Genomic DNA, 21,895 nt, shown 5'->3' with positions numbered 1-21,895 from the left:
TCTCATGTCGCGTCGCGTGGCGTCTTCTGTCGTGCTTTCAATGCTTGTTTCGACGGTGTTGGTGGTGTCTTCGGTGACGCCTGCCGCTGCCGCCCCAGATGAGGAGTCACCTAGTTCTTCGTCGATTCCATCGGTGCCGTCGATGGATGCGGGAGGTGAGCCGGATACGTCGGCGTCAGCGCCGGCGGGCTCGTTCAAGGATGCGCCACCTGTCGGTCTTCCTGAGTCCCCGCCTGCGCCTGAGCCGGTGCAGGGTGCAAAACCGGACCTCTCCGAGTTCGCTGATGGCGACCAGCAGGTGGTGGATCGAGACGAGTTCTCGACCACCTACGAGGGCCCGGATGACTCCCTGGTGTCGGCGATTTCGCCCACGCCAGTGAACGTGAAAGCCGACGACGGTGCGTGGGTGCCCATCCAAACCGATCTGTCAACGACAGGGCCGCTGTCCTGGTTGGGCCAGGGCGGCGCGGAAGTGCAGCAGCACCCGCTCAAACCGGAGTTCGCCGAACACGCGGACGATGCGAAGCTGCTCACGATGTCGCGTGGTGATGACACCGTGACGTTCAGTCTGGATGGCGCAGCGCACAGTGTGCTCGAGCGTGATTTGGCGCCGTGGTCGGAGGAGAAGAATCACCTCGAGTACAAGCACGTGTTCGACAACGTCGACCTGACCTACGACGTGGACACCGCCGGGGTGAAGGAGCTGTTCCGCGTCGCGAAGAAGCTCGACAAGGACCCGACGTGGACGTGGGTCGTTGACGCGCCGGGGCTGACGGCAAAGCTGGACGAGCGGGGCGGAGTCGTGTTCGAGGACGCGACGGGCACGGACGTGTTCCAGGTGCCAGCGCCGACGATGTGGGACTCGTCGGACGTCGACGGCAAGAAAGCGGCAGCCGTCGGTTCTGTCAAGCTTGCCGTTTCGCAGGCTGGTGACCGGTTCAAGCTGAAGGTCACTCCGGATGCGGCCTGGCTCAACGATGCCGCGCGTCAGTACCCGGTGTTCGTCGATCCGACGACGTCCTCAGCTATGAATGATGCGGAGCTGGCGTTCAAGTCGAATGGTCCGACGAACACGAACCAGGGTGTGTTCATCGGCAACTCGAACAACGGCGGCATGTGGCGCACCCAGGTTCACTACAACTACGAGCAGTTCTTCGGCAAGCAGATCCTCGACGCGGCGATCGTCGCTTCAAACCCGGTGTCCGGCGACAGCAGCACTGGCACATTCGCGGGCGGCGTCTACTATGCTCCCTGCTTCGGCTACAGCTGCGTCGGCGACAGTCTCGCGTCCCTCTCGGTCGGCGCTTCGGGTGGCCAGTCCACCGGGGCTGCTTTGGGAGCGCGGATCGCGTCGTGGGTGCGCGCGGGCACGACCGGTGCGTACATGACCATCACCGGTGACGAGACTGCAGGCAAATTCACTTACAAGCAGATCCAGACAGCGCTGTATGTCGCGTGGAAGGACTACCCGCTCCCCGGTACCCTCACGTCGCCGTCACCGGCGAACGGTGGGAAGAGCTCGCTGACGCCGACTCTGAAGATTGCAGGGTCGACGGACCCGGGCGGGGCTGGTCTTGCGTACCAGTTCGTTGTCTCCGAGAACGTCAACCCGGACTTCAATGTGGTCAACGACATCCTCTGGATCGGCGCCCCGCAGACGCAGATCCCGCAAACGAAGTTGAAGGCGAACACGAAGTATTACTGGCGGGTGAATATCAAGGACGGGTACAACGGTGTCCTCGGGTCCTCGACCGTGCGCGGCAGCGCCATCTGGTCGTTCACGACCGGCAATATGACGTCCCCGAACCGGGACACTGCCAGTCCGGGCGACGGAGCGGTGGTCACGAATCTGACCCCGGAGCTGTCGATCGACAAGGTCACTGGCGCCGCCGGTGGTGCGGTGAAGTATTGGTACCGGATCACGACCGGATCGGACGGGGTGAGCGGGCAGATCGCGAACTCGGGCTGGGTGGACAGCACGTCCTGGACCCCGCCCGCCGGAACGTTGCAGGATGGCTCCATCTACTGGTGGGGGGTCCTGATCAAGGACGGCACCACCGAGTATCAGCCCTGGTGGACGAACAAGATGACCGTCAACCTCCGCATCGGCGACGCGGGCCCGGCTCCGACAGACAAGGTCGGACCGGCGACGGTGAACATGGCCAACGGCAACATGGGTCTCTCGTTCTCGTCGCCGACGGTATCGACGCTGGGCGGCCCAATGGGGATGTCGTTCAACTACAACACGTTGAAGCCTTCCAACCGCGGGTTGAAGGGGGAGTACTTCGACGTAACCCCCGCCGCCGGCGCATCCCCGGACTACAGCTTCACCGGGAAGTCACCGGTGATGGTGCGCACGGACCCGGCAATCAACTTCGACTGGAAGAACGGCTCACCGGGCCCCGCCCTGAAGAACGACTACTTCCTGGTCCGCTGGTCCGGGTTCCTCACCCCGGACGCACCCGGCAGCTACCAGTTCTCCGCCCTGCAGGATGACGGCGTCCGGGCGTGGATCCAGAACACCGTCATCATCGACAAATGGAACGCACCCAGCACGACTCCTGTCTGGGACAAGCCGGCGATCGCGCTCAACGGCTCGAGCGTCGCCTTCCAACTCCAGTATCAGGAGGTCGTCGCCGGCGCTTATGTGACCTTGATGGCGAAGAAGGACGGGGGAGCACCGTTCGAGGTTCCCGCCAGCTGGTTCACGCTCACCCCGGAGATCCTCCCAGCCGGCTGGGCCGCGTCCACCCCGGTCGCCGGGTCCGCTGGCGCGTTCTCGAAGGCGAAAGTCACCGAGACGGGCGTCACCTTCACCGACTCCACCGGTGGTGTGCACGTGTTCAGCAAAACGAACACCGGGTACACCCCGCCCGCCGGCGAGGCCGGCATCGTCGCCCTCGACGCAAACAACCAAGTGTCGTTCACCACCTCCGACGGCAGCATCTACTCGTTCAACGAAGCCGGAGACGTCACCACCGTCTCCAGCCCTGTCGACGCGAAGAAGTCCGCCGCCCCGATCAGCTCGTACCGGGCAGGGTCCAGCCGGATTGATCGGATCAGTGACCCGCTGTCCAAGGTCGCCGGCTCATCGCCAGCGAAATACGACCGCGAAGTCGTGTTCGCCTACGGCGGCGACACTGCAGCATCGGTCGGACTGACCAGTGCGGACACCAACTCTTCTCTCGCCTGCCCACAGGTCACGGATAGTGCAGGTACTGTTCTGTTCCCGCCCGCACCGGCAGGGATGCTCTGCGCGATCATTTACCCCGGACACGTCTCAGGGAAGCGCGACTACACCCGCCTGTTCTACAACACGTCCAGCGCAAACGCTGCAAAGCTGATGCGCATCGACGACCCCGGAAGCGAAATCACCAGCTTCGGCTACGCAGCAAACGGCCTCATGAGCGCGGTACGCGACGCGGCCGCGAACGACTGGTACACGGTCAACCCAGGCAGCGCGCTCCGGGCAGCAGACTACGCCTCGATCTCCTACGACACCTCCAACAGGATCGCCAAAATCGTCCTCCCCGCCGGCGACGGAGTCACCGTCAACGCGCGCACCGCCACCAGCTACGTCTACGGCGACAACGTCACCTACGCCGACGCGAACGGACAAACCGTGCCCAACGTGGCACCGTCCAACGGGCATTCAGCCACCGTCACCTTCGACGACTCCCTCCGCCAACTGTCACGAACATCCGCACTCGGCAACACCGCAAACACACGGTGGCAAGCCAAAGACCCCAACAACCCTGCAGACAAGACCATCGAGAAGGACCTCGTCTGGTCGGAGACCGACGCCCGCGGGTTCATGTCGACCAAGCTCTACAACGAGCAAGACCGCCTCACAGACACGTACGGCCCCGCACCCGCATCCTGTTTCGGAGCCGACCGGAAACCACTGGCGTCATGCCCGATCAAACCCGGACACACCCACACCGACTACGACACCGGCCGACAAGGCCTCGCCATGGCCACCTGGGACAACAAACAATGGGCCGGCGCCCCCAAGGCCTACCGGCTCGGTATCGACCCCGCCGGGTCCGGAAAAATGACGGCCGACTGGGGCACAGGAAGCCCCACCCCGGAAATCACCGCCGACGGCTGGACCGCCCGCCTCACCGGCCTCATCACCATCCCCGCCACCGGAACATGGGAGATCCAAACCAAGGTGGACGACGCCGTCAAGGTCTGGGTCGACAACATCCTCTACATCGATGACCCCATCAACGGCCCACTGCACGCCAGGCAAGCTACGCTGCCGACCTCGCTGAACGGCCGAAACGTACCCGTTCGGATCGACATCCTCGAAGACCGCGGATCGGCCGGATTCCAGCTCCTCTGGCGTAACGCTGCCGTCGCAACCTCCACATTCGACTGGGTCAAAGACAGCTCTCTGAAACCCGACTACGGCTACGCCACCCAAACCACCGTCGACGAGTCCATCCCCGCCGGCGTCACCGGCGCAGCAGCCCTCCCCGCGGTCACCACGACTGACTACGGTACGGCACCCTGGCTCGGCCAACCCATCGCCACCACCGTCGACCCGGCCGGACTGAACCTCCGCACCGAAGCCACCTACGAAACCGCCGGCGCCGGATACCTCCGCCCCCTCAGCAGCAGGCTGCCAGCCGCAACCGCCGCAGGCCACCCCGCCGCCACCGCCGGCACCACCTCCCAGTACTACACCGACGCCGGCGGATACGGCACGCAGCTCAGCCTGACCACCGCGGTGTGCGGCCTCCCGCTCACAACACCCCAGTACGGGACGCTTAAATCCACCACCGGCCCGACACCGGCGGTCGGCTCCGCGATCGTCACAACAGTCATCCACGACCTGCTCGGGCGTACCGTCGCCAGCAAACGCAGCGGCGACGCCGACTGGACCTGCACCAGCTACGACCTCCGCAGCCGAATCACGAAGGTCACCTATCCCGCCTACGGCAGCAACCCCGCACGCACCGTCACGACGACGTTTGGGAAGGGAACCGACCCCACTCTCACCACCGTCACCGATCCCGCGGGCACCATCACCACCCGAACCGACTATCTCGGCCGACAGACCGAGTACACCGACGTGTGGGGGGTGAAGACCGTCAACACCTGGAACCACCTCACCCAAATCACCAAATCAGTCAGCACCATGCCCGACGGGACCACAACCTCCACCCGCGGATATACCTACGACCTCGACGGGCGTCTCCTCACCGTCCTCGACAACGGCGCCACCATCGCCATCAACACCTACCAAGGATCGCAGCTCGCATCCGTCGCCTACCCGGCCGGGCCTGGCAACGCAGGCAACGGCACCGCCCTGTCACAAATCCGCACCAACCTCGCCGGTGCCACCACCGGTATGACCTGGGACTTCGGCGACCAAGCACCCATCACCGAAGACGTCGTCCGATCACAAACCGGCCGCATCCTCACCAACACCCTCGCCGACGGCACAACCACCAGCAAGTCCGCGTACTCCTATGACGCCGCCGGACGCCTCATCGCCGCAACCATCCCCAGGCACAAGCTCACCTACCAATACGCTGCCACCAGCGGGTGCGGGGTGAACACAATGGCCGGCCTCAGCGGCAACCGCACCGGATACACCGACAGCCTCGACGGCGCCACACCCACCACCATCACCTCCTGCTACGACCACGCCGACCGACTCACCGGAACCCGAGTCACCAACCGGCAGATCGACGCGAACCCGATCAATGGGGCCAACCTCTCCACAACCACCGGAGCACCCACCCCAGCTGACCAAGCCACGCTCTACCCGGGGGTCCCCGCCGTCTCACTGTCCTATGACGCACACGGCAACACCGTCCGCCTCGCAGACCAAGTCATCAGCTACGACGCCGCCGACCGACACACCAGCACAACACTTCCCGACGGCACGAAAGTCACCTACACACGGGACGCCACCAACCGCATCGTGCAACGCACAACCAAGGACAGCGCAGGGATCGAGACCACGATCCTCTTCGGATTCACCGGTTCGAGCGCACCATCGTTCATACTCGACAAAGCACGGATGCTTACGACCTATCAAATGGCGCTTCCCGGCGGAGCGACCACACTCACCACAGCAGGCGGAGCCCGGACATGGTCCTATCCGAATCTGCATGGTGATATCGTCGCCGCCGCGGACCAAGCGGGCTTCAGATCGCGGAGCTCAAATACTTACGATCCGTTCGGTCAACCGATGGACCCAGCATCTGGAGCTATCGGCAGCGCAAGCGCGGATGACGCGGTAGCCAATAGCCTGGCCAACGATCTGGACAACGCTTGGCTGGGCGGGGCCCAAAAAATGTTCGAACACCTGGGGAGTGTCGCGACCATCGAGATGGGAGCTCGGCAATACGTCCCGGCGCTCGGTCGCTTCCTAGAGGTCGACCCCGTGACCGGTGGCAACCCAACCGACTATGCTTACCCACTTGATCCGTTAAACAGCTTCGACCTATCCGGAGAGTTCGGAAGCGGATTCAGGCTGAGTGATGGAGGCAACACTCCTATTCGCGGCAGCAAGACGCAGTCGCCCTTCAGCCCAACTGTGATCGGCTGGTCACAAGGCCCATTCAATTCGCTCGGCGTTCGCGCCCGATTGGCGGCAGACTTGCTGCCACTAAATCTACTGAACCCCCTGACGACGCAGATCAAAACCGCTGCAATGTGGAGCCATGTCACCGATCAGGTCCAGAGTTGGGCGCTTGAGCCCGACGGCGGCCAACTTACGGCGAGAGTGCTGTCAAATGCATCGGGTCTGTTCTCCATTGCCGGTCCACTCGTCAGCGAATTCGGTGGCGAAATCGGGGCGCTCGCTGGTCCGCTCTTCGACATAGCCGCGGTCGTTTCTGGAGCGAGCTCTCTTGCAATTAGCTGTATGGCATTTGCAGCCGGAAACACATGCCGAGCTGGGGCGTTCGGCGTTGACGGTTTCCCGGGGAAACCGAGAATCCCTGGTAAGCATGAATTGTTTCCGTCGTACCACTGACAACGTGGCCAGCACAGGAGGAAAACTACATGGGGTCCGCGCAAAGATGGACGCTCCATCTCGCCGCACTTGCGGTCGGGATACCCGCGCTTGCACGCTCGATCGTCGATACCATCAACGGTCGAAACCCACTCTCAGCGTGGCTGATCGCCCTCATTGTCGTCCTAGTGATCGTCGCGATCATTTACATCGGATCTGGCCTCTACTCGGCGGCACAAGTGAGGACCGTCCGCGATCAGTACCCCGGTACTCAGTTGTACCCGTTCTCAGCAGACAGCGTCGTCTGGAACGAGTTAGCATCCGAGCACCGCATGGCGTGGATGCCCCCCCTCGGTGTTCTTCAACTTGATGGAGACGAATTGCGGGTCTGGCGAGGAACCGGATACCCGCAACTAGTAGCAACGATCCCATATACCTCGATGACCTCGGTCGAGGTTCGTCGCGTTCGGGGCGGCCTTCGGAGACGGCGGAAACTGGTTCTAAACCTCAAAAGCAATCCCCATGTATCAGTAGCCCTCACGATCATCCACTCCCGCTCACTAATCGCGCGACCTGCCGCAAAGCCAGCCGTCGACTCGCTTGTTGCTCAGCTTCAGCGACAAACCAGGCCTGAAATTCGGTAGCCACGGCAAGCGGAATACTCCCAAACTGCGCCGCTCCGAAGTTCTCGAATCTAGCCGCAGCTCCCGCGCAATATATTTTATACGGAATCATGCGGCAGCCGACGTGAAGGCGAAGGTGGCGAAGAGTCCGACGCCGGAGAGCCACCGAAGAAGCATCGCGTTCGCCACCGGACGGGAGTGAAACAGTTCAGGTCACCATCAATTCCGGTCGATCTTCCGTTTGCCATCATTGCTCTTGTCGGCGGATTCTCAATGGTCGTCGTCGCAATGCGATAGCGCTGGGGCTGGGATGGAATCACCACCATCGCCATCAGTCACGTCGCCGCCGACAGGCCGGTCCGCACCGCCCCTTGCGACCACAACAAACACGCTTACACATATGCGACGGTGACGAGCAGTCTCCACCCTGCCGGCTGGACAATTACCAAGACTCGCCATGTCCCACACCGAGGCATAAACACCCTATTCATAGATAGCCGATAATATATATTATGTCAGTTTGTATCGTGTGTATTAGCAATATTTGCAGGTGCACGCTCCCTCAGGACCTCTGCGATCAAGGCGAGCAGCTCTTCTGAATCATGGTGATCGTTGGGTTCAACGCGTAACTCCCACAATGATGGCCACTAGCCCGATGACGATCGCGAAAGCCCCCACCGAGCCGAGGTAAACGCCGCTGAACATCCAGGTCGGTGCGCGACTCGATGAGGACGAACGGTGTACGAGCCCTTCAATACGCGAGCGAAGAACAATGGTCGCGATGCCAATCAGGACCAACAACAGACCGAGGATAACGGCGAGTACCGAGAACACGTTACGAACCGCCTAGGTGTTGAATGAGCGACACAACCCCGAACGTGAGCATGGCTGCCCCCAAGAGCGCAATTGCAACCCCGGTGACGCCAGCCCAAAAAGGCGTCTGCAGCAGACCGAGCGAATTTCCGCGGTCATCGCCGAGCGCGGACTTTTCGGAAGAAACGATCCAGTCTCTCAATTGTCTGCGAAAGACAACGATCAGAATGCCGCTCACTAAGACGAGCGGGCCGATGATCATGTTGGGAACAATAATCCCGGGATCTAGCAAGTGCATGTCACCAACCCCATCCGACGCCGCCACTGCACCCAAGGTTTAGTCCAGGTGAGTACCCTCCGCCACCATAGCCGAGCGGACCGTGCTCTTGAATCCCGCCTTCAACGTAAGCACCGACGGGTCCCAGTCCGGCCGAACACTCACCGCCCATATACCAACCGGGCTCCGTCTCCGTGGTGAAGCCAATTTTATACTTGATTCCGGCCTCCGGTCCGACGCCCAGACCAACGCGACCGTGACCGTCTGCTCCGACGTCAACATTCACGCACGCCAGTGCGCACAAGCTCGCACCCGCGCCTACGCCCACCTTCTTCACCCACTCTGGCGCAGGCGGCTCGTGATTCAGAATCGCCTGTTTTCCATTGTATTTCGCAAGCAGCTCTGGCATGGAGTAGCTCGACAGCGGCCGCGTCGCACGATAGGACGATGCCTTGATTCCGCGGTTCACGTGAGGGGAATAGGCCGTCCTCGCGGTTGAGCCAACGATCGGCGTGGTCGTGCCGTAGTCCGATAAACGGAATGAGTAATTACCGGTGAGGTCATTGCTGTTGACGGGGTCGTTTGGGTAGGTGTAGTCGTTGGCGTTGCCCCCTGGGACGGGGTCGACGGAGAGGAAGAGGCCGAGGAGGGGCACGTACTGGCGTGCACCCATTTCGATGGTGTCGAGCCCGCCGAGGGTGAGCATGCCTTTACCGTGTTGTCCTTCGTATCCGTTGGACACGTTCGGGGTAGTTGTATTCGCGGGTCCGTTGGTGTCGGCGGTTGTGGTGCCGATGCACCCGGTGGCGGGGTCGATGGGGTCGCCGTATGGGTCGGTGAGGAAGATCCCGCCGACTCGCGTACCCGCAGCGTCCGCGGTTGCGATCACGTGCCCGCTGAGGCCGGCATACGACCACACCTGCGTACTCGACTGGATGGACACGCTGGCCCCGCCGGGGAGGCTGAGTGTCTGCTCCTGGACGTGGTTAGCGCTGGTGAGTGTGAACGCGGCCGCATCTCCCCCACCCGCGTAGGCGTAATTGGTAACGGTTGCGCTACCACCGGCCGGGGTTTGGGTGACGCTGATGATCCGGTCGGTTGCGTCTCTTTTGTAGACGATGGTGGTGCCGTCGGAGAGCGTGGTGTTCATGTGTCGGTTGGTGTCGTCGTAGGCCAGAGTCTCGGTCGCGAGCTTGGTGATGTTCCCGTGGCTGTCGTAGACCAGATTTGGGGTAGCCCCAGTGCTGGTGAGCGCAGTCCCGAGGACGATGTCGGGGCTGGTCGGCGCGCCGCTCACGGTGTCGGCGGTGAGTCTGTCCGTGTTGTCGTAGCAATACCCCATCGACAGGGTCGGATTCGGCGTGCTCGCACCAGGTGCGGTGGTGATGTCCGTCATCCCAGTCCGGTCACCGTCCGCGCCTGCGGTTGTGTTGGCACCGCAGCCGCCTGTCGCTGCATACGAGTAGGTGAGCTGGTTATACGGGACCTTCGCGGAGGTCAGCCTGCCCGCGCCGTCGTACCCGTATGTGGACGTGTACGTGGCTGCACCATCGACGATGGTGTCCTGCACAATCCGCCCCGTCTGCGATAGCACGTGGCTGTCGGAGAGAGTCGCCCCGCCAGCGAGACTCCATACCAGCGATGAGGCGGCGCCGGTTGGTGCGTAGCCGAGCGTTCCGGAGGTGCCGTTGCCGGCGTTGCCAGCCCCGGAGGGATAGGCAACGCCGGTGAGGACTCCGCCCGTGTAGGTATTCTGGGCGATCGTCTTGCTGTCCTCGGAGACGGTGAGGGCCTGCCCGTCACCGTTGTAGGTGTACGCCTCGGTGTGGGTGGTGCCGTCCGCGAGCTTCGCCGTGGCGGAGACGGTCTGCATAGCCTGGTTGTAGCTGGTGGTGGTCACGGTCCCGGACACGTCGGTATACGTGAGCCGTTGCCCGTCAATGCCGATGGTGCTGGTGATGGTTCCGGAGGCGTCGGACACGCTAGAGGTGAGGGGGTCACCGGTGGCGGTCCCGTCGGATGTGTACTTGTTGGTGACGGTCCGCGCGGGGGATCCGCCGAACGCGGGGAAGGTTTGGGATGCGATCCGGCCGCGGCTGTCGTAGGTGGTGCATGCCCAGGTGGTGTCACCGGGGTTCAGGGTTGCGGCGACGCGACCCATGACGTCGTACACATACTTCGCTGTCCGGGCCACCCCTGTGGCCGGTGTGGGACCGGTCGCTGATGCGGTCAAACCGTATTGCGGGGTGTTCACGGGTACCCCGCAGATCGGGCTGCTCACTCCGAGGGCGGTGCCGTAGGAAACCGTCGGGGTCGACGTTCCGCCGTAGTAGGCGGTCGTTGATTTCGTTGCCGCGCCGGCCGGTTTCGTCGACGTGAGTTGACGCAGATATCCGGTCCCGGGCGCTTCGGTTGTTGACGTGGATGTCAGGTTCAGTCCAGCCGAGTCGACGCTGGTGGAGGCGACCGTCCCGAACCAGGGGTTCGAGTATGTGGTCGCCGTGGACGCGGCGGGCACGTTGGCATTGCTGACCCCGGCCACGCCGGTCGGGGCGGAGTCGGCGGTGGAGGTCTTCGTCACGAGATTGTAGGCGGGTGAGAGGTCTGCGCCTGGGATGGCGACATTGTTCGCGGGGGCTGTGGGCAGCGCCGCCCCTGTCGTCCAGTCCAGCTCGAGGTGTGCTTGCGCAGTCATCTGCTGGTAGGCAAGCCGGATGCGTACCGTCTGACCGAGCGTCGCGGGGATCGTGTATCCGGCTGAGTAGCGGGCGGACCCGCCTCCCCAGGTGTTGATGACGAGTTTGTCGTTGACCCAGAGCATGGTCCCGTCGTCCGCGTACGTGTACAGGGTGTAGTTCGCGGTCGACGGGAAGGTCAGCAGGCCGGTGAATTGTGCGGTCCAGTTGATACCGGTCGACCCGCCGACGACGGTTCCGGTCGGGCCCGTGATGGGTGAGACGGTGGTGGAGGCGCCATTGGTGGTTCCCCAGTCGTGGCTGATTGCTCCGTTGTTCTCGGGGGTGGCGGGGGTGGAGGCTGCTGCGGGCACAGACAGCGAGTACGCGGCGGGCGGGCCGGCGAGGTTGCTGTTGTTGTACCAGGTCGCATTGAGGCCGTGCAGAGTGCCGTCGTACGTGGAGGTGCTGGTGGCGATCGCTGTCCCGTTCATGGCCGGGCAGGTTCCGGTCGGGATGGGCGCGTCCGCCGGGTCTGCCGTTCCGTTGGCGTCGAGAGTGGATGGGCCGAACGGGAGCGCTGCGGTGGCGCCGAAACAGGCGGCGGGTGCCGGACCATAGGTCGCTACGGCGCGGTCCTGGGTGTCGTAGACAGTGCTTGATTCGTGGCCTTGGGCATCCAGGGTGGCGAGGACGTTGTCGTGGCTGTTCCACAGTGTCTTGGAAATGAGCCCGGATGCGGTCGTTGACGTGGACTTCTGTAGAGCCGTGTTGTAGGTGACTTTGAGCTCGTGACCTGGGCCACCGGCGGGTGGGGTGAGCCCTGCGACGTCGACGAACGAGATCCCGTCCTGGGTTGCTGTCGGCGCCGACGAGTACGTGTACGTCTTCGATGGTTGCGGGTCGCTGCCGAGCGCCGCGAGCTTCACGCTCGTCGCCCGCCCACTCGTGTCGTAGCCGATCGCGGTGACTGGCCGCGGCGAGCTGGTGTGCAGGGCCGACCAATCCGTTTGCAACGAGGTGGACACGGCGCTGAGTAGATTCGATCCACCAACGGCCTGGTAGCTGAACAGGGTGAGCGCACCACCTGGGTTCAACACCCCGCCGAGTTGACCGGTGCTGGTGTACTCAAGTTGTGTCGTTGTCCCGTCGGGGTACACGATTGCGCACATCATCTGATCGGGTGCTGCTGCCCAGCCGGTCCCGGACGGCGTTTGGCAGACCGGTCCGGTGGCGGTGATACCCGCGTTCGCCGGGATGCCGAGGTTCGAGTACTGCTCCCCCTTGTAGGCGAAGTACGCGGCCCGCTGGTATGAGGGGGCGCTGGCGGTGCCGGTGTTGGAGAGCGGGTCGGACAGGCTGCGGAGCGCGTTGTCCAGGCTGCTGTTGCTGACATAGCTGGGGATCGGAGTGGCCGGTTTGCTGCCCGCATCTACCGGTGGGGTTGCGGAGGTGAGCTTCCCCGCCGTGTTGAACAGGTACACGGTGCCGTCCTCGGCGGTGAGGGTGAACGCTCCCGTTGTGTCGGTGGTCAGCGTGCTCCGCTCCCCCGCCGGCGGTGTGTACCCGCCCGCCCCGGCCGCTTTCGTGTACACATGGGTGCCGCCGGCGGAGTCCGTGACGGTGACTGAACTTCCACTGGTCTTCAAGGACACATACTGACCTGCCGCTCCGACGATCGGGGCGGATGCGGCCCACCCGTCCGGGAGCGGCGGGTTCGTGTGCGTGAACCAGTTCGCCGGGACCAGCTGCGGATTGGCCGGCGCGATGGTGCTCTCCACGGACAGGGACACCGAGGCTGCTCCGCTGCGCTGGAAGTAGTTCACCGTGATCGGCAGCGGTAACGGCACCGTCGCGCCGCCCAACTTTGCCGTCCCGTCGGCGGCGACAACAAGGACCTGCGAGGCCGCGGTCTCGAATTGCGGGGTTCCCTGCGCCTGGTGCGCTGTCCACTGATCGGTGATCACCGGTGTCGTATTTAGTGTGAGCTCAGCGCCATCGTCGCTTTGGAAGCCGAACGCGTACGAGCCCGCGGGCGGGTTGATGAACCCCGTCCATTGCACCTGATAGTTCGACTGGTTCACTCCTGGTGCTGGTGAATCGAGTTGACCCCAGTTGTCAGCGATCTGACTGTCCGTTTGTACCAACGCGACCTTCGCCCCCGCAGGCAGAGGGTTATACGAGGGAGTCAGATTGTTGGGATCGAGATTGTAGTAGTGGCTGATCAGACCAGCGTTCGACACCTGCTCAGAGTTGTAGGTCAGTTGGAAGCCCATCGGGCCGCCGACCGTGTTCACGGTTGGTGTGGGCACACTTGTGGAGGCGTTGCCGTTGGCGAGATTGACCGTGACGGGCCCGGCGGTGTCGGTGGGGGCTGGTCCGGATGTTGTGACTCGCCGGTTCACGACGATCCGCTGCACGCTTGCCGCCCAGTCGTCGTACACGTCGTTGACGACGAGCGACCAGGTGTACCCGGTGTTGTCTTGCAGGACGTTCGCGGGCACCGTCCAGGTCAGCACGCCGCCGACAGGAGTCAGCACCTGCGAAAGCACCACTTGCCCTGTTGCCCCGTCCTGCCCGGACGCGAGCCTCATCACATACTGCAACGGTTTGCCATTGGTTGCTGTGGCCGCCGGTGCGGTGAGCGTCGGTGTGGTTGTCGCGACCACTGAATTATCTGATGGTGTGGTCGCCCCGGCACCGGGTGTCGGATTCGTGCTGGTCTTCCACGAATAGATCGAACTCGACCCCGTCGTCCCGTACTGGTCTTGCACCGCTGCCTGCCAGTAATACGTAGCTCCCGGAGCGAGCATCCCGGGCGGCACCTGCACTTGCGAACTCGACGTCCATCCGGACTGCCACAACGGGCTCGACATGTTCGCGTTCGCCGACACCGAATACCATCGGTTCACCGGCGCCGAACCATTCGAGGTGTCCTGCGTCGTCGTCGTCGCCAACGTCGGCGTCGACGACCCAACCGCTCCACCCTGCGGGGACGACGACGTCGCCGCGAACCCGTTCGGGTCCGCGACGGAGACCGTCGACGCCGCGATGGTCGGCTTCGACTCATACGAGATAAACATCTGCAAGCCGAGCGACTTGTACGTGTACGCCCCAGGCGTTTCCTGGCCGGTCAACATCAAGTACGCGCCCGACGTGCGATTGTTCACCCACGTCGCGTACTGATTCGTCAGACGAGCATCGTTCGCGACACCGTAGCCTGAGGTTCCGGACGAGACAGTTATCGGTGACAGAGTGGTCCCCTGTCCGTTGAAACTCATCGCATTCGCCCAGAACACCCACGCATTCGTTGCGTCAGTGGAGCCGTCGCCGCCGTACCATTCCTCTAGGTTCACTCCGAGAACCTGATACCCGAAAAGCTGCTCATAGTTGAAGTGGGTGACCGTACGCCACATCGTGTCTCCGCTAGCTCGCGAATTTCCGACGTAGGCGACACCAGTCAACTGAGAGCCCGTGCTCTCATAAGAATGCGCGTCATCCGCGTAGGGGGAGGCCGTGGACGGGTCGACGAACACCGGATACACCCGGGACGGGTCGTTCAGCCACGTCGCGTCCGGGGTCAACGTCATCGTCCAGTCGTCATCGGACACCTGAGCCAAGGAGACGGGCACATTGGTCACAGCAGCCCCGGAGACGCCGGGGACGGCCGAAGAGTCGACCATCGCGGGAATCGGTGTGATGAACACAACATTGCCCAGGACGTCCGTGAAGGTAACGTCCCCGAACTGATCCCGGCCAAGCTGCAAGCCGGGTGCGTGTACTTTCCATGTCCATGACGGGTTGGCCTCAGTCGGAGCTTGGTTGAGAACCAACGTCTCCTTCACCTGGCCCGCCGTGACCTCATACGCGAGATCCTCACCAGCCGCGACGCCCGTGTACGCGACCGACGAGTCGGAATCGCCACCCGACGCCGTCCGATCGACTGCGCTCGCCCGCGTGGCGGGCCGCGGCTTCGCCCCCTCCAAACTGAAGGAGACCGTGTAGCTCGACGACGAGACCTGATAGTCACCGGACGACGAACCAGACGTCGCCGCGAACTTAGGCGCCAACGGGTGATCCGCAACCGCATACCCGCCACTCGACGTCTTCGTCGCCGTTGTGTTCACCGGAACCCACGAACCATCAGACCGCGACACATTCAACGGCTCCGTCGAGAACTGCGCCGTCTTCGTCGAATCCTGATTCTGATACACCGTCTCAAACTCAGACCGCGAAATTGGAGTCGAAGTATCCGGGTTGTATCCCGCAGCTCCCGACATCGTCTTCGTCGGATGAGGATCAGCCGGCGCACCCGGCAACTCTCCCTCGGCCCGCACCCCACCGCCCGCCGTCAACGGATCCCCCACGACTGGTGCGGCCGACTGGCTCGGCAGCGGACTGAGATCCCCTGCCGAAGTCTCAGTCGCTGAAGCAGCCGGCACCGTGAACGGCTGCACGGCTACCGCAACTGCCATCACCGATGCCGCAACGACGGACAAACACGCCCTAAACCAGTCCCCCGACTTCAACACGGCGCCTCAGCTCTCCGCCACCCCCGAGGCAGCAAAACTGAACATACTTGGGCAGCACAGCTGAACACACCATCCAAATAATGAGAAACCACACATATAAGCTTTCGCCCGCGTTCGAATAGTTGGCGCAGGAACATCCCCGCAGGCTAGGAATCTCCGGAAGAGTGCACCCGGAAGTGATAACCCCGTTATCCAGCCGTGTCGCCGCCAGCGTCCCGGGACCCCGCTAGGCCGAGCGACCTGGTCTCGCCACGCCCGCATTCCGTTTCAGAGGGATTTTCATTCACGTGCACCGTGGCGTCGCGTGTGCCGCGCGTTTCGCCCCGTTGAAGCTCCAGAGCAGCGCTGCTCTCTCGTCCCAGATCAATAATCGTCACCTAACAGGTCTCAAACATCCCATCAACACATAATTGATACCCATTGCTATGTCAGCTGTGCACCCACGCCACTTGGTGACCCCGACAGCGGCAATTCCTTCGAGTTACGTAACGATGAGCCAGCTGCACTCGCCGTGACTACTCTCCCGCGGGCTCGGCGTCATCCACGGGTTTCAGCGCCGACGTGGCCGGACCCTCGAGCACGGTGCCGTCCGGTGCGAAGCGGGAGCCGTGCAGCGGGCAGTCCCAGGACAGTTCGGCGTCGTTCCAGCGCACGACGCCGCCGAGGTGGGTGCACACGGCGGAGAGGGCGCAGGTGACGCCGTCCACCGTCGAGACGGCGACGGGCGAAGCACCCCGGCGGCCGACCACGCCCGTCCCCTCAGCGGGCGGGGGAGCATCCACCGGGAGCTGTCCTCCCGTCTCCGCTTCTGCCCACTGGGTGACCGCCGCCTTGCCGACCCCCGCGTTGAAGACGGCGCCGGTGGCGATGTCGATCGGGTGGGTGACCCTGTGGTGCAGCACGCGGGCCCACTCGATGGTCTCGCCCGTGAGGTCTGCGGTGAGGCTGAGCGCGGCGGCGACGCCGTTCGTCATGCCCCACTTGTTGTATCCGGTCGCGAGGAACACGCGCCCGCGTCCGCGCGGCAGCCAGCCGACGAACGGCACCTGGTTGGCCGAGCGGTAGTCCTGTGCCGCCCACCAATGCGTGCGCTCCGCTCCGGGGAAGGTCGTCTCCGTCCACGCCGTCAGATCGGCGACGAGAGCCGCCGGAGACTCCGCGCGACCGGCGACGTGCCCGTTGCCGCCGACGAGCAGCAGCTCGCCGTCCGGCGACCCCGCCGTGCGCAGCGACCTGGTCGGCTCGTCGGCAGAGAGGTACATCCCGCGCGGCAGTTCGCCGGGCACCCGGAACGCGGTGATGTACGAGCGCAGCGGCTCCGTCTTGGCGAAGTAGAGCCCGCGATCCAGGATGGGCGTTCCGCTCGCCAGCACCACGTTGCCCGCTCGCGTCGTGCCGGAGGTGCTCGTCACCACCGCGGGTTCGCTCGCCGAGACGCCGGTCACCCGCTCCCCTTCGACGATCACGCCGCCGAGCGCCCGCACGTCGGCGGCGAGCGACGCGAGCAGTGCCATCGGGTCCACCTGCGCCTGCGCGGGCAGCCGCAGTGCGGCCTCGACGGCGAAGGGCAGCTCGCACCCGCGCTCCTCCGTCGCCGCCAGCCCGGCGACGCGGGCGGCGGAGAGTTCGGCGTCGAGCTTGTCGCGGCCATCCAGTGTCGTCGCGTACGTGTACGCGTCGCGCACGTCGTACGGGATGCTCCGCTCGTCCAGATAGTCGAGCAGCCAGCCCTGGCCGGCGGTGTTGGCGTCCACGTACGCGCAGAGCACCTTGTCCGTGGTGTGGCGGCGGATCTGCGAGAGCGTCGTGCCCTGCAGCAGGCTGACCTTGCCGGTGGTGTTGCCGGTGGTCACGGCGCCGACGGAGCGCGCTTCGAGCACGGCGACGCGCATCCCGCGCCTGGCCAGCAGCAGGGCGGTGGTGAGGCCGGTGAGTCCTGCGCCGACGATCACGCTGTCGTACTCGCCGCCCTCCACGAAGGGATCGGTGGGGATAGGGGCGGCGACGTCGCGCCAGAGCGAGATCATGCGGGGTGCGGTGTCGCTCAGTTCAGCGAGTCGAAGTCGAACCAGAAGGCGTCGTCGTCGTCCGACCCGCCGTCGCCCGGATCGCGCGGGATGGTGGCCGTCTCGATCCTGACTTTCGTCTGCGCCGTGACGAACACCTCGCTCGGCGGCCTGCTCGATTGGGTGATCTGGATGAAATCACCATCGGACCGGCTCGCCTTGACGACACTGCTCTTCAGCTCCTCCACGGGAGCGCGGTCGACGAAGGTGAACCGGAGGTCGTCGATGTAGACGTGGAACACCTGCATGCCCTCTCCCGTGTCCTTAGCTATCTCGTCGTGATAGTACGCGGCGTTTCCGGATGCGCCAGTGCATCGGGAGAACTTTCGGAAGCTGCCAGGAAACTCAGCATCAGAGATAGTCCAAGTCGAGGTCGTCCGACTCTTCCGTTCCCTTCGTGACGAACCCGGCCTTGGTGCCCAGCGCTGCCACCTTCTTCTCGAACGAGTCCACGAACTCCTCGTCCACGAACTCGTCCGTCCCCGGCAGGTGCTCCGCGAGCATCTGACTGGCCGGACCGAGCACGAGCAGCACCTCCGTGACCGCGCCGTCCTCTCCGACAGCGGGCACCGACAGCTCGGCGGCTGTTCGATGCTCCGCCAGTGCAGCGGCATAACGCAAAATCACGTCGGCGATCGCGTCACCGGTCACTAAGGACCCGCTCGCGTAGTGGATGCGTTTCATAGACCATCCATACCGCCTGAGCCGGTCAGGTCAAGGTCTTGTGCGGATGCCCGCTTCGGGATTCTGTCGCGCGAGCTAACATGACCACCGTGACAGACCCCCATCCCGATCCCGCCATCGTCGCCCGTCTCCGCGCGGCGGGATGCGTGTTCGCGGAGGACGAGGCGCGCCTCATCGCGGAGGCGGCCACGGACGCCGACCAGCTGGACGAGCTGGTCGCCAAGCGCGTCTCCGGCCTTCCGCTCGAACCGCTGATCGGCTGGGCGGAGTTCTGCGGCCTGCGCATCCGGGTCGCTCCCGGCGTCTTCGTGCCCAGGCACCGCACCGAGTTCCTGGTGGAGCAGGCGGTGGCACTCGCGGCTCCTGATGCGGTGGTGCTCGACCTGTGCTGCGGTGCCGGTGCGATCGGCGCCGCGATTGCATCCAGAGTCGGAGACGGCGTCGAGCTGGTCGCCTGCGACATCGAGCCGGCGGCCGTGCGCTCTGCGCGGGAGAACATCGAGCCGAGGGGCACGGTGCACGAGGGCGACCTGTTCGACGCGCTCCCCGTCTCCCTGCGCGGGCGGGTGGACGTGCTCGCGGTGAACGCGCCGTACGTCCCGACCGAGGCCATCGCGTTGATGCCTCCGGAGGCTCGCCTGTACGAGCCGGCCGTCGCGCTCGACGGAGGGGCGGACGGGCTCGCCGTGCAACGCCGCGTCGCGGCAGAGGCCGCCGCGTGGCTGGCTCCCGGCGGTTCGCTGCTGATCGAGACGAGCGGCGAGCAGGCGGCCCGGACGGCCGCGCTGTTCGAGGAGGCCGGGCTGCTGGTGCGCACGGTCGTGTCCGACGAGTACGACACGACCGTCGTGGTGGCCACGTCGTCCCGTTGATATCTAGCCGGGCTAGGGATATCGTGACCGGCATGTCGACCACCGCTGTCACCGACGCCGCCACCGCGACCCGACCCGTCGCCGCAGACCGGGTGCGCCAGATCGCCGTGATCGTCGGCGCCGTCCTCGCCGTGATCGGCGCGTTCGTCGGCTCCGGAGCGGCGGGAGGCACCCCCATCCAGAAGGCGGCGGGCGGAGCGCTCAGCGCCGACGCCACCATGCTCTCCCCGGCGGGCCCCGCCTTCTCGATCTGGTCGGTGATCTACCTCGGCCTCCTCGGCTACGCCATCTGGCAGGCGCTCCCGTCGCAGGCCGCCAAGACCCGCCAGCGCCGCATCGGATACTGGATGCTCGCCTCGCTGCTCCTCAACGCCGCCTGGATCCTGAGCGTGCAGTTCGGGATGCTCGCCCTCTCCGCGGTGCTCATCGCCGCGCTGCTCGTGGTGCTGATCGTGGCGTTCGTGCTGCTGCAGCGCATCCCGGGCGGAACGACGGCCGACGCGATCCTGTTCGACGGCACCACCGGCCTCTACCTCGGCTGGGTGACGGTGGCGACGGTCGCCAACGTCACCAGCCTGCTCGTCGCCGCCGGCTTCGACGGCTTCGGCTGGAGCCCCCACGCCTGGGGCATGGCGCTCGTGGTGGTCGCCGCCATCCTCGGCGCCGCCCTGGCGATCTGGGACCGCGGCAGGCTGACGCCCGCCATCGCGAGCGCGTGGGGCCTCGCCTGGATCGGTGTGTCCCGGCTCACCGGCACGCTGGAGTCCGCGCCCGTCGCCATCACGGCCATCGCCGCGGCGGTCGTGCTGCTGATGATCGCCGTCGCGGTCCGGGTCTCGGGGCGCGGCCGCTCGGCCGTGGATCTCGGGTGACGCTCCCTAGATCGTGATCCAGCCGGCCGCGAGCGAGACGATCGCCGCGACCGCCAGCAACACGGCCAGGACGCAGAGCACCGCCTCGAACGGCCGGAACACCCGCAGGCCACGTTCGCGCCGCGCCGCGACGAACAGCAGCGTGCCCGGGGCGTAGATGATGAACGTCAGCAGCAGGTAGCCCGGCCCGGCGGCGACGATCAGGAACAGCGTGTAGACCGTCGCGATGATCGCCACCGTCAGCCCGCGGCGGCTGCGACCGCCCGGATCGTCGCCGGCCCGCGTCTCGAGCTTCAGCGCGTACCCGGCGGTCAGCACATACGGGATGAGGGCGAGCGAGCTGCACAGGCTCAGCATGAACTGGAAGGCGTTCTCCGAGAACAGCGTCACGATCAGCAGCGCCTGAACCAGCAGGGTCGTCAGCACCAGCGCGGCCACCGGGACGCCGCGCCTGCTCACCGCCGCCAGGAACCGGGGAGCGTCCTCGTTCTTCGCCGAGGTGAACAGCACCTCCGACGCCATCAGGGTCCAGGACAGGTATGCGCCGAGCACCGAGACCACGAGACCGACGCTGATCAGCGTGTACCCCCACGGCCCGACGATCACCTGCAGCACGCTCGCGACCGACGGCTCCCGCATCCCGCCGATCTCCGCCCGCGGAGCGACACCGAACGACAGCACCGTGATGAGCACGAACAGGCACAGCACGCTGAGGAACCCGAGCAGCGTGGCGCGGCCGACGTCGCGGCGGCTCTTCGCGTAGCGGGAGTACACGGACGCGCCCTCGACGCCGAGGAACACGAAGACGGTCAGCAGCATCGTCTTCTGGATCTGCCCGAACAGCGACGACGCATCCGGGCTGCCCGTGCCCCACAGGTTGAGCGTGAAGGTGTCCCAGTTGAAGCCGATGGCCACGACGATCACCAGGAAGATCACCAGCGGGACCACCTTGGCGACGGCCACGATCGTGTTGATGAACGCCGCCTGCGGCACCCCGCGCCGGATCAGCAGGAAGAACCCCCACACGCCCACCGTCGACACGGCGACGGCGAGCACGGTGTTCCCCGCCCCGAACGCCGGGAACAGCGCGCCGATGGTGGAGCCGATGAGCACCCAGTACGTGACGTTCCCCGCGCATCCACTCGCCCAGTAGCCGAACGCGGAGAAGAACCCGACGTAGTCGCCGAACCCGGCCTTGGCGTACGCGTAGATGCCGGAGTCGAGCGCCGGCTTCCGCACAGCCAGCCGCTGGAAGACGAACACGAGCGTGAGCATCCCGGCCCCGGCGATGGCCCACGCGACGATGGCGCCGATCGCGCCGGTCGCCCCGGCGAACGTCCCAGGCAGCGAGAACACGCCGGCCCCGACCATCGAGCCGACGACCATGCCGGCCAGGACGAGCACCGGAAGCTTGCGCGTTTGAGTCACGTGCAGACATTTTACGTTTCTTTCGCGGCGCTCGCCGCCGCCGCTTCCGCCCGATCCCCACCGCCTCGCCCCCACCC

9 protein-coding genes are annotated in these 21,895 nt (G+C 64.9%); 3 read left to right on the top strand and 6 right to left on the bottom strand.

The features are described from left to right. Nucleotides 1-40 precede the first annotated feature (40 nt). The gene (locus tag B7438_RS00055; RefSeq protein ID WP_179150684.1) at nucleotides 41-6,997 is read left to right on the top strand and encodes a PA14 domain-containing protein; all 6,957 of its coding nucleotides are present in this window, start codon (nucleotides 41-43) and stop codon (nucleotides 6,995-6,997) included. Between the two features lie 1,437 nt (nucleotides 6,998-8,434). Here B7438_RS00055 and B7438_RS00045 read toward each other — a convergent pair. From B7438_RS00045 to B7438_RS00020, 5 genes are all read right to left on the bottom strand, one after another. Then, on the bottom strand, nucleotides 8,435-8,674 hold the full coding sequence (locus B7438_RS00045) for a hypothetical protein (protein ID WP_143465468.1): 240 nt from the start codon (nucleotides 8,672-8,674) through the stop codon (nucleotides 8,435-8,437). A 37-nt stretch (nucleotides 8,675-8,711) separates the two neighbouring features. After that, on the bottom strand, nucleotides 8,712-15,578 hold the full coding sequence (locus B7438_RS00040; protein WP_143465466.1) for a PA14 domain-containing protein: 6,867 nt from the start codon (nucleotides 15,576-15,578) through the stop codon (nucleotides 8,712-8,714). 833 nt (nucleotides 15,579-16,411) lie between these two features. After that, nucleotides 16,412-17,923, bottom strand: a complete 1,512-nt coding sequence (locus B7438_RS00030) for an FAD-dependent oxidoreductase (RefSeq protein ID WP_085367302.1) — start codon at nucleotides 17,921-17,923, stop codon at nucleotides 16,412-16,414. A gap of 17 nt (nucleotides 17,924-17,940) precedes the next feature. Continuing rightward, nucleotides 17,941-18,210 carry a hypothetical protein gene (locus tag B7438_RS00025; protein WP_085367301.1) on the bottom strand — a complete coding sequence of 90 codons (270 nt, stop codon included), beginning with the start codon at nucleotides 18,208-18,210 and terminating at the stop codon, nucleotides 17,941-17,943. Between the two features lie 103 nt (nucleotides 18,211-18,313). Next, a complete protein-coding gene (locus tag B7438_RS00020; protein ID WP_085367300.1) occupies nucleotides 18,314-18,646 on the bottom strand; it encodes a hypothetical protein in 333 nt (110 codons plus the stop codon). A gap of 80 nt (nucleotides 18,647-18,726) precedes the next feature. On the opposite strand from B7438_RS00020, the gene B7438_RS00015 reads away from it, so the two are divergent. Together B7438_RS00015 and B7438_RS00010 are read left to right on the top strand one after the other, a co-directional pair. Further along, nucleotides 18,727-19,518 carry a putative protein N(5)-glutamine methyltransferase gene (locus tag B7438_RS00015; protein WP_085367299.1) on the top strand — a complete coding sequence of 264 codons (792 nt, stop codon included), beginning with the start codon at nucleotides 18,727-18,729 and terminating at the stop codon, nucleotides 19,516-19,518. 32 nt (nucleotides 19,519-19,550) lie between these two features. Then, the gene (locus tag B7438_RS00010; RefSeq protein WP_085367642.1) at nucleotides 19,551-20,390 is read left to right on the top strand and encodes a TspO/MBR family protein; all 840 of its coding nucleotides are present in this window, start codon (nucleotides 19,551-19,553) and stop codon (nucleotides 20,388-20,390) included. A gap of 6 nt (nucleotides 20,391-20,396) precedes the next feature. Here the strand turns inward: B7438_RS00010 and B7438_RS00005 are convergent, their stop codons facing one another. Next, a complete protein-coding gene (locus tag B7438_RS00005; RefSeq protein WP_085367298.1) occupies nucleotides 20,397-21,818 on the bottom strand; it encodes a basic amino acid/polyamine antiporter in 1,422 nt (473 codons plus the stop codon). Nucleotides 21,819-21,895 lie beyond the last annotated feature (77 nt).

The organism is Leifsonia sp. NCR5 (assembly GCF_002105485.1).
In the GTDB taxonomy this organism is placed as follows: Bacteria; Actinomycetota; Actinomycetes; order Actinomycetales; family Microbacteriaceae; genus Leifsonia.
The sequence above is the reverse complement of the archived record's forward strand: the minus strand, read 5'-3'. Positions and strand labels throughout refer to the sequence as shown.